This is a genomic window from Pantoea sp. Ap-870 (assembly GCF_011752515.1).
GTDB lineage: Bacteria > Pseudomonadota > Gammaproteobacteria > Enterobacterales > Enterobacteriaceae > Pantoea > Pantoea dispersa.
Genome location: NZ_VWXG01000012.1, coordinates 103,423 through 118,725, shown reverse-complemented (window position 1 = coordinate 118,725; position 15,303 = coordinate 103,423). Strand labels below are relative to the sequence as shown.

Sequence of the window (15,303 nt, the reverse complement as noted above, 5' to 3'; positions counted from 1 at the left end):
TCAATCTGAGCCATGATCAAACTCTTCAATTTAAAGTTTGATTTGCTGCAACGAGTGCAGCGATGCTCTGTGAATTAAACTTCGTAATGAATTACGTGTTCACTCAGCAAAGACTTGATATTTTTTACGTCCGGAGACGCTGATATCAATCCTGCGAGTGCCCACACAGATTGTCTGATAAATTGTTAAAGAGCAGTGCCGCGATTTCTCAAGCGGCGCGGGATGCGTATATTACGCTTTCCGCTTTCTCAGTCAAGCATTTATTTTTGCTTTTCTGAAGGTTGCCGTTAAGGGCCACCTCACTAACAGGGCGCTTCGTAAGCCGTTGTGCCGTGTCAGTGGAGGCGCATTATAGGGAGTTCTTTCGGGCTGACAAGGGCTAAATGCAAATTAATTTTCGAGTGCTGTTTTTTTCGGCGAAAGCCCGTCAAATCGCCAGTTTTTCCAGCAGCGGGAAGCCATAACGCTGCAAAACCGGTGATAATTGCACCACTTCGTCATCCATACGCGTACAAAATGCCACATTCTGTCCGCTGGAACGCGCCTGAGGCGCTTCGTGCTCTAACAACCAGGCGGTGCGCCGTGCAATGGCTGCGCCCGAATCCACCAGCCGGGTGCCATCAGGCAACACCTGCTGCAGCTCTTCACGTAACAGCGGGAAATGGGTACAACCCAGCACCACGGTATCCGGCGGCTCTTTCATACGCAGCCACGGTTGTACTGCGCGACGCACATCGTCCAGCGACACCGTTTCTCCGTGCAGTTTGGCTTCCGCCAGTTCGACCAGTTCCGCCGAGCCCAGCATTTCGATTTTACATTCGCGCGCAAACTGCGCCACCAGCTCATGGGTGTAAGGTCGTTTCACCGTGCCACGCGTGGCCAGCAGGCCGACCACGCCGTTACGCGTCAGACGGGCCGCCGGTTTAATCGCCGGCACGACGCCGACGACCGGGAATTCAAAGCGCTGACGCAACGCTGGCAGGGATACAGTACTGGCGGAGTTACAGGCGATGACCACTAACGCCAGCGGCACGCGCTGCACGATAGCCTCCACCACAGCCACGACCCGCTCAACAATGTACTCTTCGCTTTTTTCACCGTAAGGGAAGCCGGCATTATCGAAGGCATAGAGATAGTGCAGGCCCGGCAGCAGTTGCCGGACCTCATCATAGACGGAGAGCCCACCGACGCCGGAGTCAAACACCAGCACGGTGGGGCGCAGATCAGAAGCTGTAGCTGGCGCTGAGATAGTACTCCGTTCCTGGAGTTTGATAGCCATACACTGTCTCGTAGTCTTTATCGAACAGGTTGGCAATTCTACCACGAACGGTGAGCTGTGATGTGACCGGATACGAAACTGCCAGATCCCATAAACTTACACCGCCCAGTTTGACGCGCTGCGGGGTAAAGGAGTGGTTGTAATCCGTATCATAGCGATCGCCGAGATAATGATAGGTCAGTGACCAGTCAAACTCATAAATCGTCCAGTCGAGCTGGTATTTCACCTGCTGCTTCGCACGGCGCACCAGCGGTTGATCGGTTTCAGCATCGCGCGCATCGACATAATCGTAAGAAATCTGATGGCTAAGCGGACCGGTATCGAACGACGCCGTGGCTTCTACGCCCTTAATGCGCGCTTTATCGATGTTGTAATAGATATACGTGGTGGGATCGCTATCAATCAGATTATCGATATCGTTACGATAACCGGATACGCGCCAGTTTACCGGCCCGGTCAGGCCAGAGAAGCCCGCTTCCCACTGTTTACTCTCTTCCGGCTTCAGGTCGCTATTGCCATAAGAGCCATACAACTGGCCGAGACGAGGCGCTTTATACGCCGTCGCGTAATCGGCAAACACGCTATAGCCATCAACAAACGCCCACGACGCCCCGCCCTGCCAGGTGCCGTGCCAGCCAAACTGGCTGTTGTCGTCACCGCGTACCGCGCCTTCCAGCGTTACGCTGCCCAGCTGCTGCTGGGTGGTGGCATAAATGCCGGTGTTACGCAGTTCGGTGCTGTCAGCCACGTAAGCGGTGCCGGGTTCCGTGGTCTGTTTCTGCCAGTCCACGCCCGCGCTTACGCTGCCCTGCGCCACCTGCAACGTATTGCCCCACTGCACATTGTACTGCTTGCTGTCATCCAGCGTGGTCGACGGACCGTAGCGGCCAGTACGTGGATCATAGTTATAGTCTTTGCTGCGGCTGTAGCTGGCGATCAGCTGCGTCGAGTAAATGTCGTTGCTATAACGCAGGCCGCTGTCCCAGGTCTGGCTGTAGAGCTGACGGGTGTCGTTTAATCCATTGATGTTGAAACTGTTATCGTAACTGTAGGTGCCGTCGTAGGCCGTACGGTTGTCAAAACCGTAGCCGCGAACAAAGCCGCTCAGCCCGTCACTGAACTGGTGCTCCAGCGCGCCATACAGTGTCTTGTTCATGAAGCCATCGCGATCTTTCTGCGCCGGATCGCCATACACATCCGGCAGGTTTGCCACCACATCATAGCCGCGCGTATAGGTGTAGTTGCCCGCCATGGTCAGCGTCGTGGCTGCGCCCAGCTGCTGCTGGGTAGAACCTTCATAGTTTTGATAGCCTTTCGAGCCCACGCCCGCGCTCAGCGTCGTGCCCGGCTTATCACGACCGGTGATGATGTTCACCACGCCGCCAATCGCATCGGAGCCATACACCGCCGAGCGCGCACCGCGCACATATTCGATGCGCTGGACCAGAGAAAGCGGAATCTGGCTTAAATCAGACGATCCGGACACACCCGCCTGGTTTAGCCGGATACCGTCGATGAGTATAAGTACGTGGCTGGAGTTGGTGCCGCGCACAAACAGCGAACTCAGCTGGCCGAGGCCACCGTTTTGCGCGATGTCCACGCCAGGCAGGCGACGCATGACGTCCGTCAGGCTTTTAGCCTGCCAGCGATCGATATCGTCGCGGGTCACGACTGTCGTCGGCGCGAGAACGGAGGAAACCGGCTGCAAAAACCGGTTGGCGGTAACGATTTGCGTATCATCATTCTGCTGCGCGTAGCCAGATTGCGCCCAGAGCGACAACGCCGTTGCACTAAAGGCAAACAGCGAAGCATGTGTTGTTTTCATTGTTATAGCATCCAAAAGACGAAGCAGGATGCCGCAGGTCCGGGATCGATAGCACGCGATGATCTCAGAAGTTGCGACGTCACACCGGCAGGTCTTCGGGCTGGGAATCATAAGTGGTGAAGACTTCCCATCCGCGAGGACAGTGTCTGCAATTGCGATCACCACGACATTCTTTTACCGCTGCGCGTCAGCTCCAGATTCACACTGGATTCCCTTTTAACTCAAGGAGGCCGGCAGCCGCAGTCTACGTTTAAGAAGGCCGGAAATCCAGACTGCCAGCCTTCCTGCACTGTCCGGGACTGGACATCAGCAGGTGAATGCCTACAATCGCCCGGCAGGCAGGCTTAACACCAGGATTGAAGATGACACCCGAACAACTCCCGATTGAACAATACGACGCGCAACTGGCGGAAAAAGTCAGCCGCTTACAGGCGATGATGGCCCCCTACGCAGCGCCCGACGTAGAGGTGTTCCGCTCGCCGATCAGCCACTATCGTATGCGCGCCGAATTCCGCATCTGGCACGACGGTGACGATCTCTATCACATCATCTTCGATCAAGAGACTAAACAGCGTATCCGCGTCGATCAGTTTCCGGCGGCCAGCCAGTTGATCAACACGCTGATGCCAAAGTTGATCGCCGCGATCCGCGATAATCGCGCGCTGCGTTTCAAACTGTTCCAGATCGATTATCTCTCCACCCTCAGCAACCAGATCGTGATCTCGCTGCTGTATCACCGCAAGCTGGAAGCCGACTGGACCGAAGCCGCGACTGCGCTGCGCGATAGCCTGCGTGCAGAAGGGTTTGATGTGCAGCTGATTGGCCGTGCCACGAAAACCAAAATCTGTCTCGATCGCGATTACGTCGATGAGCGCCTGCCGGTGGCCGGCCAGGAGATGATCTATCGTCAGGTGGAGAACAGCTTCACCCAGCCGAATGCGGCGATGAATATTCAGATGCTGGAGTGGGCGCTGGACGTGACGCAAGATTCGCGCGGCGATCTGCTGGAGCTGTACTGTGGTAATGGCAACTTTTCGCTGGCGCTGGCGCGTAACTTCCGTCGCGTACTGGCGACGGAAATCGCCAAACCGTCGGTGGCTTCGGCGCAGTACAACATCGCGGCCAACCACATCGACAACGTGCAAATTATTCGTATGGCAGCCGAAGAGTTTACCCAGGCGATGAACGGCGTGCGCAGCTTTAACCGTCTGGAAGGTATCGATCTCAATAGCTATCAGTGCGAGACCATCTTTGTCGATCCGCCGCGCAGCGGGCTGGATGACGAGACGGTGAAGATGGTGCAGGCCTATCCGCGTATTCTCTATATTTCCTGTAATCCGCAGACGCTGTGCGACAACCTCAGCATACTGAGTGCCACGCATAACATCACGCGGCTGGCGCTGTTTGACCAGTTCCCTTACACCCACCATATGGAATGCGGTGTGTTACTGACGCAAAAAGCCTAAAAAAAACGGGAACCCTGCGGTTCCCGTGATTGTTTTCAGTGCTTGTTCTTGCTGCGGCGGAAGCGCATGGCGATCCAGAACACCAGCGCCACCATCAGAATGGTCGGGATGAAGTTAGACCCGATATCCGGATATTCGGCACGCACCAGCGCGCTGTACACCAGGATCCCCAGCAGAAAAAATGCCGCCGCCAGCGAAGGCATGCCGTCCGGCATATTGCGGTTGAGATAGCGCTGATGCAGACACCACGCGGCAAGGCCAAGGGCGATCAGCGGGAAAATCGAAAAGGGAACAAAGGTGCTGAACAGCACCGAAAAGGAGCCGTTGATAGCTAAACCGGTGATAAAAGCCAGTAACAGCGTTCCTTTATCGCGAGGGTTTTGCTCAATCATTTCATTATCCTTATCACATTACTCTTCGGGGGTTTCCAGGGTAACCGCCAGGCGCTCTTGCTCCCGGCGATACCAGTAATACGCGCCTTTGGCGATCATTCGCAGCTGCAGCACCAGACGCTCTTCCAGTTTGCGCCGCTGTTCGATATCCACATCCAGCGCTTCCGCGCCGGCACTGAACACAATCGTCACCATCGCTTCCGCCTGCGCTTCGGTAAAGCTGCGCGGCATGCGGTTTTCCAGCTCAAGGTAGTCGGCCAGTTCAGCAATAAAGTGCTGAATCTCCCGCGCCACCGCCGCACGGAAGGCCGCTGACGTGCCGGAGCGCTCGCGTAGTAAGAGACGAAAAGCGTTGGGATTGTTCCCGATGAACTCCATAAACGTGGCGACCGAGGTTTTAATAATGCTGCCGCCTTTGGCAATGCGCTGGCGCGCCTGGCGCATCAGCTGGCGCAGCATCAGGCCACTTTCATCGACCATCGTCAGGCCGAGCTCATCCACATCGCGAAAGTGACGGTAAAACGAGGTCGGTGCAATGCCGGCTTCGCGTGCCACTTCGCGTAAACTCAGGCTGGCAAAACTCCTTTCTGCACTTAACTGACTGAATGCCGCTTCAATCAGTGAACGTCGTGTACGTTCTTTTTGTTGCGCTCGAACGCCCATTTTCCCGGCCTTGTGAGTAATCAGGCAGGCACTATAACAAACTTTTCAGCGTACAGCGGCGCAAAGTTTGTGACCGCCTGTTAACCTCACTGATTGTCAAACTTTGCCAATTTACGCTGTTAGAATTCAGATGTGCGCGGCGAGATGTTAGAATCTCGTTGTAAAAATGTATAGAAACATAGGACGTACTGGTATGCAAAAGTCTTACGATTACGATGCCATTGTGATTGGCTCCGGTCCGGGCGGCGAAGGTGCGGCGATGGGGCTGGTGAAGCAGGGAGCGCGCATTGCAGTGATCGAACGCTACCACAACATCGGCGGCGGTTGTACTCACTGGGGAACCATCCCTTCCAAAGCTCTGCGTCACGCTGTCAGCCGTATCATCGAGTTCAATCAAAACCCTCTTTATAGCGATCACACCCGACTCCTGCGCTCCTCGTTCGCCGACATTCTGAATCATACTGAGAACGTCATCAGCCAGCAGACTGCCATGCGTCAGGGCTTTTACGAGCGTAACCGCTGTGAGCTTTATCAGGGCGACGCCCATTTTGTTGATGCCAACACCATCGAAGTGGAACAGCCAGACGGCACGCGCGAGCGCTTAACCGCAGAGAAGTTTGTCATCGCCTGTGGTTCCCGCCCGTATCATCCGGCGGACGTCGATTTTACCCATCCGCGCATTTACGACTCCGACTCCATCCTCAACCTGCATCATGAACCCGGCCACGTCATCATTTATGGTGCGGGCGTGATTGGCTGTGAATATGCGTCGATTTTCCGCGGTCTTAACGTCAAGGTTGACCTGATCAACACCCGCGATCGCCTGCTGGCGTTCCTCGATCAGGAGATGTCTGATTCGCTCTCTTATCACTTCTGGAACAGCGGCGTGGTGATTCGTCACAACGAAGAGTTTGAGAAGATTGAAGGTGTCAGCGATGGCGTCATCATGCACCTCAAGTCCGGCAAAAAGGTCAAAGCCGATTGCCTGCTGTACGCTAACGGCCGTACCGGTAATACCGATTCACTGGCGCTGGAAAACGTCGGGCTGGAAGCCGATGGCCGTGGACTGCTGAAAGTGAACAGCATGTATCAGACCGCACAGCCGCATATCTATGCGGTGGGCGACGTGATTGGCTACCCGAGCCTGGCCTCTGCCGCTTACGATCAGGGCCGCATTGCCGCGCAGGCGATCATCAAAGGGGAAGCCACCGCACACCTGATTGAAGATATCCCGACCGGGATTTACACCATTCCGGAAATCAGCTCCGTCGGCAAAACCGAACAGCAGCTGACGGCGATGAAAGTGCCGTATGAAGTGGGCCGTGCACAGTTTAAGCATCTGGCGCGCGCGCAGATTGTCGGCATGCACGTCGGCAGCCTGAAGATCCTGTTCCACCGCGAAACCAAAGAGATTCTGGGTATTCACTGCTTTGGCGAGCGTGCGGCGGAGATCATTCACATCGGCCAGGCCATCATGGAGCAGAAGAACGGCGGTAACACGATTGAGTATTTCGTGAACACCACCTTCAACTACCCCACCATGGCCGAAGCCTACCGCGTGGCGGCGTTAAACGGCTTAAACCGCCTGTTTTAACGAACGGTCCAGGTAACCCTGCATGTGGGTTTTAATTGCTTCTGCCAGCTGCTCATAGCGGCTGCGCAGAGGCGATCCCGGACGATACACCAGCGCGATGGTGCGCTGCGGCACCGGTTTGTAACACGGCAGATAGCACACGCCATCACGTACGCGCTCATTCGGCACCGCTAGCGACGGCAGCAAAGTAATACCGCTGCCGGCTGCTACCATGTTGCGCAGCGTTTCCAGACTGGTCGCGCGGAAATGGGTATCTTCATCAGCGCCGGCTTCGAAGCAGAAGCCCATCGCCTGATCGCGCAGACAGTGACCATCTTCCAGCATCAGCAGTTTCTCACCGGCCAAATCCGACATCGGCACGCGATCGCGATCGTGCCACGGGTGATCCTGGTAGATCGCCAGCTTCATCGGCTCATCAAACAGCGGCACTTCAATAAAAGCTTCGCTCTCTTTTACCAGCGCCAGAATCGCGCAGTCGAGCTTACCGCTGTCGAGCTGCGCCAGCAGCTGCTGCGTTTGCGCCTCGTGCAGATACATCTCGAGTTTCGGGAAGGTCTGATGCAGCATCGGAATAATATGCGGCAGCAGATAGGGACCGGTGGTCGGAATCAGACCAATGTGCAGCGGCCCGGACATGGTTTCGCCCTGCTGGCTAGCCATCTCCTTCAGTACCTTCACTTCACGCAGCACGGTTCGCGCCTGATCCACCAGCAGCAGTCCAGCCTGAGTAAACAGCACCTTACGGCTGGTCCGTTCCAGCAGCATCACACCCAGTTCATCTTCCAGCTTGCGAATCTGCCCGCTCAGGGTCGGCTGGCTGACATGACAGGCATCAGCGGCACGACGAAAGTGGCGATGTTCCGCCAGCGAAACCAGATATTCCAGATCACGAATGTTCATTGATAGCCTCCAAACCACGATAGCCCGTGGCGATAGATAGAATAGCAATGAACGATTAGCCCTATCAAGCGGTGAACAGGAATAATACCGGCCATCTGATTAAGACCACAGATTGTTAAAGCGGCTAACGCACACACGCAACAACAACAATCTGGAGCAGCACCTGCAACCTGCTCACGAAATCACTGAGTTGGCCGGGAGTGCCAGCCCTTTGATGATGTGCCTATAACTATATGTAATTCCGAAGCTAGAGGTTGGCGGGCTACTTAAAGCCCGCTTTTTTTTGCTTCTGCATCACAGTGGCACATCACCCAGCAACTGCTGCAAATCCTGCTCCGTCAGCACCAGGGAGTGGCCGACGATACCGGACTGCGTCAGCTCCTGCTGCAGATCGTCATTATTCAGCACCAGCTCATACTGCTGCGTGTCCGGGTTAAGCTCCGCGTCCTGGAACAGGTTAACCGGCACGCTGGCCAGCAGGTCGTGCAGATGCAGGCCGCTGAGCGCCTCCGGCCGGGCCACGTCTTCCGTAACATCATCCGCGACGATCAGGCTGACCGGCGCACTGACATTCCCTGCGCCGCATGTCACCACGATCTGATGCTCGCCAGCGGCCAGCGCATGAGACGGCGTAAAGGTCCATTTGTGATCGCTATCGACCAGCGCACTGCCGAGCGGCTCATCGTTATCAAACAGCTCAACCCGGCTGCCGGGCTGGCCTTTACCGGAAAAAGTCGGCTGGGTTTGCGTAGTGCTCTCTTCCGGCCAGATAAACTGCGTGCCGCTGTGCATGGCGGTTAACGTGACCGGTACAAAACCAGCGTCTTCGACGATCAGCGTGAAGGGCGCGCTGGCGCTCTGCGGCATTGCCGCCACCTGTGCCACGAACTGATGACTCCCGCCCGCCAGCGCGGCAGGCAGCGTAAAACTGAAGTAGCCGGTCTGAGCATCGCTGAGCGTGCTGCCCACTAACTCGCCGTGATGGTAACACTCAAGCGTGACGCCACGGCCGGCATAGCCGTTCAGCGCAGGGCGCGTATCGCGGGTGATTTCGCCATCGACAATAAAACCGCCGTCATTCACCGAGGCGGAATCGAAGGTGACAGGAACCTGGTTTTCAACGGCCGGCTCCAGAGGAAAGAAAGGGTAGCCAAAGCGTGAAGTGCTCATTTATGTTCTCCAAATTAACTGCGAGCACACTTTAAGAACTCTTCACGCCAGGCCGATCAAGAATTGTCTCTTTTTTACGAAAGAAATTTCCTGGCGCGCATTACGCCAGGTTTAAGCGCTGCTTCGCTTCGCCGATCGCCAGCGCCACCTGCTGTGGTGCCACGCCGCCGCGCGCGTTACGCTTATCGAGACAAGACTGCAGCGACAGCACCGGATAAACATCTTCCCCGATCGCCGCGCTAAACTGCTTAAGCTGCGCCAGACTTAATGCTTCCAGCGCGACGCCTTGTTTGATCGCTTCCACCACGGTTTCGCCGACAATGTGGTGCGCTTCGCGGAACGGCACGCCTTTGGCTACCAGATAATCGGCCAGTTCGGTCGAGTTAGCGTAACCCTGCTCGGCGGCTTCCTGACAGCGCGGACGCTTCACCTGAATGCCGTCCAGCACCAGCGCTGACATATGCAGGCAGTCAAGCCAGGTATCGAGCGCATCGAACAGCCCTTCTTTGTCTTCCTGCATATCTTTGTTGTACGCCAGCGGCAGCCCTTTCAGCGTCATCATCATGCCGGTCAGTGCGCCCTGCACGCGACCGCACTTGCCGCGGATCAGCTCCAGCGCGTCCGGATTTTTCTTCTGCGGCATCAGCGATGAGCCCGACGTCACTTTATCGGACAGCTCAATAAAGCCGGCTTCACCGGTGTTGAAGAAGATCATGTCTTCAGCGAAGCGCGACAGGTGCACCATGCCAATCGAGGCATCAGACAGCAGCTCCAGCACGTGATCGCGGTCGGACACGGTATCCAGGCTGTTACGCGTGGCAGAGGCGAAGCCGAGCCAGCCGGCCAGCTGCTCACGGTCAATCTCATAAGCAGTACCGGCCAGCGCGCCGCAGCCCAGCGGGCTGACATCCAGCCGCTTCAGCGTATCCTGCAGACGGCTCTCGTCGCGCGCCAGCATCTCAACGTAGGCCAGACACCAGTGGGCAAACGTCACCGGCTGCGCCCGCTGCAGGTGGGTGTAGCCCGGCATCACGGCATCCTGATTGGCCTCAGCCGTGGCCACCAGCGCTGACTGCAGCTCGCGCGTGGCTTCCAGCAGCAGTGCCACCTGCGTTTTACACCACAGTTTGAGATCGGTCGCCACCTGGTCGTTACGGCTGCGCCCGGTGTGCAGCTTTTTGCCCAGCGCGCCGACTTTGTCGATCAGCTTGCCTTCCACCCAGCTGTGAATATCCTCGGCATCGCTCTGCAGAATCTGCTGCGGGTTGGCGCGAACCTCTTCCAGCAGCGCATTCAGCGCGGCTTCCAGCTGCTGCTGCTCTTCACTGCTCAGCACGTTTACCGTTACCAGCGCTTTTGACCAGGCCACCGAACCGATGATGTCCTGCTCCGCCAGGCGGTAGTCAAACCGCAGTGAGTCGTTGAACTGTTTAAACCGTTGATCTGCCGCCTGCGAAAAACGTCCGCCCCAAAGTGCCATCTGCTTGCTCCTGAATCTGTTAAACAAAGGGCGGCCCGAAGCCGCCCCTGCAAAATATGTCGCCTGCCGCGGTGTTACTTCTTCTGCTCGTTCAGCGCGCGAATGCGTGAAGAGAGCGAGAACAGACGGATAAAGCCGCCCGCGTGACGGTGATCGTACACTTCGTCTTCGCCGAAGGTGGCAAACTCTTCTGAGTACAGGCTGTTCGCCGATTTTTTCTGGATCGCCGTGGCCTGGCCTTTATACAGCTGCAGTACCACTTCACCGTTCACCAGCTCTGCCAGCGATGCGGCAGCGGCCTGGATTGACTGACGCAGCGGTGCGAACCAGCGGCCGTCATACACCACGTAAGACATCTCCTGACCCAGCTGTTCACGCCATTTGAAGCTGTCGCGATCCAGTACCAGCTGCTCAACCGCACGCAGCGCGTTGACCATGATGGTGCCGCCCGGGGTTTCGTAGCAGCCGCGTGATTTGATGCCCACCAGACGGTTTTCCACGATATCAATCCGGCCCACGCCGTGTTTCGCTCCCAGCGCATTGAGTTTTTCCAGACACTGGAACGGGCTCAGTTTCTCACCGTTCACCGCCACAACCTGGCCTTTTTCCACGCTGACGGTGACGTTTTCTGGCTGATCCGGCGCTTCCAGCGGATCGACGGTCCACACCCAGCAATCTTTGTTTGGCGCGTTCCACGGGCTCTCCAGCACGCCACCTTCGGTCGAGATGTGCCAGGCGTTCTCATCACGGCTGTAGATTTTTTCCAGCGACGCGGTGGTCGGGATATTGCGCTCTTTCAGGTAATCCAGCAGCGCTTCACGCGAACGCAGGTTCCACTCACGCCATGGCGCCACCACTTTAAGCTGCGGTGCCAGCGCGGTATAGGTGGTTTCGAAACGCACCTGATCGTTGCCTTTACCGGTTGCGCCGTGGCACAGCGCATCTGCGCCCACTTTCAGCGCCAGCTCAACCTGCGCTTTGGCGATGATAGGACGCGCCATTGAGGTGCCCAGCAGATAGGTGCCTTCGTACAGCGCACCGGTCTGCAGCACCGGGTAAACGTATTCGCTGATAAACTCTTCACGCAGATCGACCACGTGGCACTCAGACGCGCCCGACTGCAGCGCTTTCTTCTCTACACCTTCCAGATCGGCCGGATCCTGACCAATGTTGGCCACGAAAGCCACCACTTCACAACCACCGTAGTTCTCTTTCAGCCAGGGAATGATGGCCGAGGTATCCAGACCGCCCGAGTAAGCCAGAACGATTTTTTTGATGTTTTGCGTGCTCATGTCGTAATCCTTGATTATGCGAGAATCCGGGTGCCAATCGACACGCCGTTGAAAAGGGTTGGCAGCTGTTCAGCATGACGCCAGCTGGCGATATCCACCGGGCGGCCCAGCGTACGCGCCGCGTCGAGCGCCGCATGCACTTTCACAATCATGCCATCGGTAATAATGCCCTGGGCAATCAGCTGCTCGGCTTTGGCTGCAGTCATCTCGGCGATGCGCTGACCTTTGCCGTCGAGAATACCGCTGACGTCCGACAGCAGCACCAGATCGGCACCGATTGTCGCCGCCAGCGCGGTCGCGGCCTGGTCGGCGTTGACGTTCATCAGTTCGCCGCCGTCGGTAATGCCAATCGAGCTGATCACCGGCATATAGCCTGCATCCAGCAGCGTATTGATCAGCTGCGGATTACCCGGCGTGGCGTTGCCGACATGCCCCAGCTCCTCATCGAACTGTGCCACGTTCACCAGGCCGGCATCGCCGAGGCATAAACCCACTGCGCCAATGCCGTACTTCTTCGCCCATGCCAGCAGCGTTTTGTTGGCGGTGCCGGCCAGCGCACCGGTAATAATGTCGATCTGATCGGCTGGCGTCACGCGCAAACCGTTCTTCTTTTTCACCGGCAGCGCCAGTTTCTTCATCAGCTCGTCCACCAGGCAGCCACCGCCGTGGACGATGATCAGCGGACGCTGATACTGCGTGCGGTACGCCAGCAGGGCATCAAACAGACGCGCCAGTGCTTCTTCGCTATCCAGCAGTACGCCGCCCAGCTTAATGATCAGAGGATTGCTCATGGTCAGGTTATCCGTCCGTTAAATCAGAGACAGCGTTTCGGGGAAGCCGAAACGAATATTGAGACACTGCACCGCCTGTGAGGAGGCACCTTTCAGCAGGTTGTCTTCCGCTGCGACAACAATCAGGTGCTCGCCCTGCACGGCAAAGCCGATATCGCAGAACGGCAGGCCAACCACCCCTTTCAGCGCCGGTACGCCTTTGTCGTACAGCCGCACCAGCGGTTTGTCGTGGTAAGCGCTGTGGAACGCCGCCGCCACATCCTGCTGGCTCACGCCGGCGTTCAGACGACAGGTGATGGTTTCCAGAATGCCGCGCGGGAAATTACCGAGATGCGGCGTGAAGATCACCGGCGTGCCGAGATGGGCCACAATCTCCGGATGGTGACGGTGATTGAAAAGGCCGTACGGCTGCAGGCTGACTTCACAGAAGCTGGTGGTGACGCTGGCTTTACGCCCGGCACCGCTGACGCCACTGGTGGCATTGATGACCGGCCACTGAGCCGGATTAAGCAGGCCAGCCTTAATCAGCGGCTTAAGCGCCAGCTGCGCGGCGGTCGGATAGCAACCCGGCACCGCCACCAGCTGCGCGTCTTTAATCTGCGCGTGGTTCCATTCGGCCAGGCCGTAAACGGCTTTGTCGAGCCACGCCTGGTGCTGATGGCTGAAACCGTAATACTGTTGATAAAAGCCGTCGTCGTTAACGCGGAACGCACCTGAGAGGTCGAACACCACGCAGCCGGCTTTCAGGAATTCCGGGGCCAGATCGTGGCTGACTTCGTGTGCGGTGGCGAGGAACACCACATCGACCTTGCCGGCCCACTCTGCGGCATCACCCAGCGGCTGCAATGGCAAATCGACCCTGCCTTTCAGCTGCGGATGGAGATCGGAGAGTAACTTTCCGGCATCCGGGCTTTGCGCTGAAACCGCCAAAGCGGTTATGTTCATATGCGGGTGGCGATTCAGGTAGGTGGCAAGCTCTACGCCAGCATAACCACTGGCACCAACGATCAGCGTATTCAACATCAGGCTGTATACCTTATTACAGTCACACGTATCGGGTCGCGGCATTGCCCCGTTGCCCACGATGCCGTTTGCAGCTTTTTTCAGTTCACATGCAGACGACGTTAATGTATTTTTATTCACTATTAATGCATTAATATTGATACATCCTAACCCAGGGACCGTCAACAGTGAAGACAAAAATTCCACCTTTTATCGAACTCTACCGCCAGCTGATTGCAACACCGTCGATCAGCGCCACCGACAGCGCGCTGGATCAGAGCAATGAAACTTTAATCAATTTGCTGGCGGGCTGGTTCCGCGATCTCGGCTTCAGCGTGGAAGTCCAGCCGGTGCCGGGTACGCGCCATAAATTCAACCTGCTGGCGCGCAGCGGCAGCGGCGCAGGTGGCCTGCTGCTGGCGGGCCATACCGACACCGTGCCGTACGACGATGGCCGCTGGACGCGCGATCCCTTCACCCTGACCGAACACGACAACAAGCTGTACGGCTTAGGCACCGCCGACATGAAAGGCTTCTTTGCCTTTATTCTTGATGCGCTGCGTGACGTTGACGTGACGAAGCTCAGCAAACCGCTGTACATCCTCGCCACCGCCGATGAAGAGACCACGATGGCCGGCGCGAAATACTTTTCTGAATCGACCCAGCTGCGGCCGGACTGCGCCATCATCGGCGAACCGACGTCGCTGAAACCGGTGCGCGCCCACAAAGGCCACCTGTCGCACGCCATCCGCATTCAGGGTCAGTCCGGTCATTCCAGCGATCCGGCGCGCGGCGTGAACGCGATCGAGCTGATGCATGAATCCATTACTCAGCTGATGCAGCTGCGTAATACGCTGAAAGAGCGCTATCACCATGACGGCTTCGCCATTCCATATCCGACCATGAACTTTGGCCATATCCATGGCGGCGACGCGGCGAACCGCATCTGCGCCTGCTGTGAGCTGCATATGGATATTCGTCCGCTGCCGGGACTGACGCTGAGCGATCTCGACGGTTTACTCAATGAAGCGCTGGCACCGGTGAGCGCGCGCTGGCCAGGCCGTCTGACTGTGGGTGAGCTGCATCCGCCGATTCCCGGTTACGAATGCCCGGCCGATCATGAACTGGTCAAAGTGGTGGAGAAGCTGCTGGGGGTGCCGACAGAAGTGGTGAATTACTGCACCGAAGCGCCGTTTATTCAGCAGTTGTGCCCGACGCTGGTGTTAGGGCCTGGATCCATCAATCAGGCGCATCAGCCAGACGAGTTTATTGATACCGCATTTATTAAGCCGACTCATGCGCTTATCACTCAGGTTGTGCAGCATTTTTGCCATTGATGATTAAAAGATGGGGCATTTCACTGCGAAATCAGCAAATTGCCCCGTCATTATCCGGGATTTGATAATAAGAATAACTTATCCCACCTCCTGTCAATTAAATTCGATGAAT

Annotated in this window: 13 protein-coding genes and 1 riboswitch; of the genes, 3 read left to right on the top strand and 10 right to left on the bottom strand. The window is 56.9% G+C overall.

Features of this window, described 5'->3' with window-relative positions; all coding sequences use genetic code 11:
- Positions 1-427 precede the first annotated feature (427 nt).
- Together murI and btuB are read right to left on the bottom strand one after the other, a co-directional pair.
- A complete protein-coding gene (gene murI / locus F3J41_RS22160; protein ID WP_040679621.1) occupies positions 428-1,279 on the bottom strand; it encodes a glutamate racemase in 852 nt (283 codons plus the stop codon).
- Positions 1,224-3,104, bottom strand: coding sequence for a TonB-dependent vitamin B12 receptor BtuB (gene btuB / locus F3J41_RS22155; RefSeq protein WP_058775572.1), 1,881 nt, complete (start codon positions 3,102-3,104; stop codon positions 1,224-1,226). Before btuB ends, murI begins: the two co-directional genes overlap by 56 nt.
- Before the next feature lie 68 nt (positions 3,105-3,172).
- A riboswitch (cobalamin riboswitch) is annotated at positions 3,173-3,354 on the bottom strand.
- A 112-nt stretch (positions 3,355-3,466) separates the two neighbouring features.
- On the opposite strand from btuB, the gene trmA reads away from it, so the two are divergent.
- Complete coding sequence (trmA, locus tag F3J41_RS22150) at positions 3,467-4,570, top strand: tRNA (uridine(54)-C5)-methyltransferase TrmA (protein ID WP_166712459.1); 1,104 nt, start codon at positions 3,467-3,469, stop codon at positions 4,568-4,570.
- A gap of 35 nt (positions 4,571-4,605) precedes the next feature.
- Here the strand turns inward: trmA and F3J41_RS22145 are convergent, their stop codons facing one another.
- Positions 4,606-4,962 carry a YijD family membrane protein gene (locus F3J41_RS22145; protein WP_021506823.1) on the bottom strand — a complete coding sequence of 119 codons (357 nt, stop codon included), beginning with the start codon at positions 4,960-4,962 and terminating at the stop codon, positions 4,606-4,608.
- An 18-nt stretch (positions 4,963-4,980) separates the two neighbouring features.
- Positions 4,981-5,625: an HTH-type transcriptional repressor FabR gene (gene fabR / locus F3J41_RS22140; RefSeq protein ID WP_031279587.1), complete on the bottom strand. Its 645-nt coding sequence runs from the start codon at positions 5,623-5,625 to the stop codon at positions 4,981-4,983.
- A 193-nt stretch (positions 5,626-5,818) separates the two neighbouring features.
- Here fabR and sthA point away from each other — a divergent pair, with 193 nt between their 5' ends.
- Positions 5,819-7,219, top strand: coding sequence for a Si-specific NAD(P)(+) transhydrogenase (sthA, locus tag F3J41_RS22135; RefSeq protein WP_021506825.1), 1,401 nt, complete (start codon positions 5,819-5,821; stop codon positions 7,217-7,219).
- On the opposite strand, the gene oxyR is transcribed toward sthA, so the two are convergent.
- The 6 genes from oxyR to argC form a co-directional block, all read right to left on the bottom strand.
- Positions 7,202-8,119, bottom strand: a complete 918-nt coding sequence (oxyR, locus tag F3J41_RS22130) for a DNA-binding transcriptional regulator OxyR (RefSeq protein ID WP_021506826.1) — start codon at positions 8,117-8,119, stop codon at positions 7,202-7,204. The genes sthA and oxyR overlap by 18 nt on opposite strands.
- Positions 8,120-8,413: 294 nt before the next feature.
- Positions 8,414-9,289, bottom strand: coding sequence for an Ig-like domain-containing protein (locus F3J41_RS22125; protein ID WP_166712457.1), 876 nt, complete (start codon positions 9,287-9,289; stop codon positions 8,414-8,416).
- A 100-nt stretch (positions 9,290-9,389) separates the two neighbouring features.
- Positions 9,390-10,769, bottom strand: coding sequence for an argininosuccinate lyase (argH, locus tag F3J41_RS22120; RefSeq protein ID WP_058758137.1), 1,380 nt, complete (start codon positions 10,767-10,769; stop codon positions 9,390-9,392).
- Between the two features lie 74 nt (positions 10,770-10,843).
- Entirely contained in the window at positions 10,844-12,061 is a 1,218-nt protein-coding gene (locus F3J41_RS22115) for an argininosuccinate synthase (protein WP_021506829.1), read from the bottom strand.
- Between the two features lie 14 nt (positions 12,062-12,075).
- Complete coding sequence (gene argB / locus F3J41_RS22110; protein ID WP_058775576.1) at positions 12,076-12,852, bottom strand: acetylglutamate kinase; 777 nt, start codon at positions 12,850-12,852, stop codon at positions 12,076-12,078.
- 18 nt (positions 12,853-12,870) lie between these two features.
- The gene (gene argC, locus F3J41_RS22105) at positions 12,871-13,875 is read right to left on the bottom strand and encodes an N-acetyl-gamma-glutamyl-phosphate reductase (protein ID WP_150361688.1); all 1,005 of its coding nucleotides are present in this window, start codon (positions 13,873-13,875) and stop codon (positions 12,871-12,873) included.
- A 167-nt stretch (positions 13,876-14,042) separates the two neighbouring features.
- Between argC and argE the strand changes: the two genes are divergently transcribed.
- Positions 14,043-15,191, top strand: a complete 1,149-nt coding sequence (gene argE, locus F3J41_RS22100; RefSeq protein ID WP_021506832.1) for an acetylornithine deacetylase — start codon at positions 14,043-14,045, stop codon at positions 15,189-15,191.
- Positions 15,192-15,303 lie beyond the last annotated feature (112 nt).

Excerpts from the sequence above, each read along its gene's own strand:
- murI (WP_040679621.1), bottom strand. The coding sequence starts at position 1,279 with ATGGCTATCAAACTCCAGGAACGGAGTACTATCTCAGCGCCAGCTACA.
- btuB (WP_058775572.1), bottom strand. The coding sequence starts at position 3,104 with ATGAAAACAACACATGCTTCGCTGTTTGCCTTTAGTGCAACGGCGTTG.
- trmA (WP_166712459.1), top strand. The coding sequence starts at position 3,467 with ATGACACCCGAACAACTCCCGATTGAACAATACGACGCGCAACTGGCG.
- F3J41_RS22145 (WP_021506823.1), bottom strand. The coding sequence starts at position 4,962 with ATGATTGAGCAAAACCCTCGCGATAAAGGAACGCTGTTACTGGCTTTT.
- fabR (WP_031279587.1), bottom strand. The coding sequence starts at position 5,625 with ATGGGCGTTCGAGCGCAACAAAAAGAACGTACACGACGTTCACTGATT.
- sthA (WP_021506825.1), top strand. The coding sequence starts at position 5,819 with ATGCAAAAGTCTTACGATTACGATGCCATTGTGATTGGCTCCGGTCCG.
- oxyR (WP_021506826.1), bottom strand. The coding sequence starts at position 8,119 with ATGAACATTCGTGATCTGGAATATCTGGTTTCGCTGGCGGAACATCGC.
- F3J41_RS22125 (WP_166712457.1), bottom strand. The coding sequence starts at position 9,289 with ATGAGCACTTCACGCTTTGGCTACCCTTTCTTTCCTCTGGAGCCGGCC.
- argH (WP_058758137.1), bottom strand. The coding sequence starts at position 10,769 with ATGGCACTTTGGGGCGGACGTTTTTCGCAGGCGGCAGATCAACGGTTT.
- F3J41_RS22115 (WP_021506829.1), bottom strand. The coding sequence starts at position 12,061 with ATGAGCACGCAAAACATCAAAAAAATCGTTCTGGCTTACTCGGGCGGT.
- argB (WP_058775576.1), bottom strand. The coding sequence starts at position 12,852 with ATGAGCAATCCTCTGATCATTAAGCTGGGCGGCGTACTGCTGGATAGC.
- argC (WP_150361688.1), bottom strand. The coding sequence starts at position 13,875 with ATGTTGAATACGCTGATCGTTGGTGCCAGTGGTTATGCTGGCGTAGAG.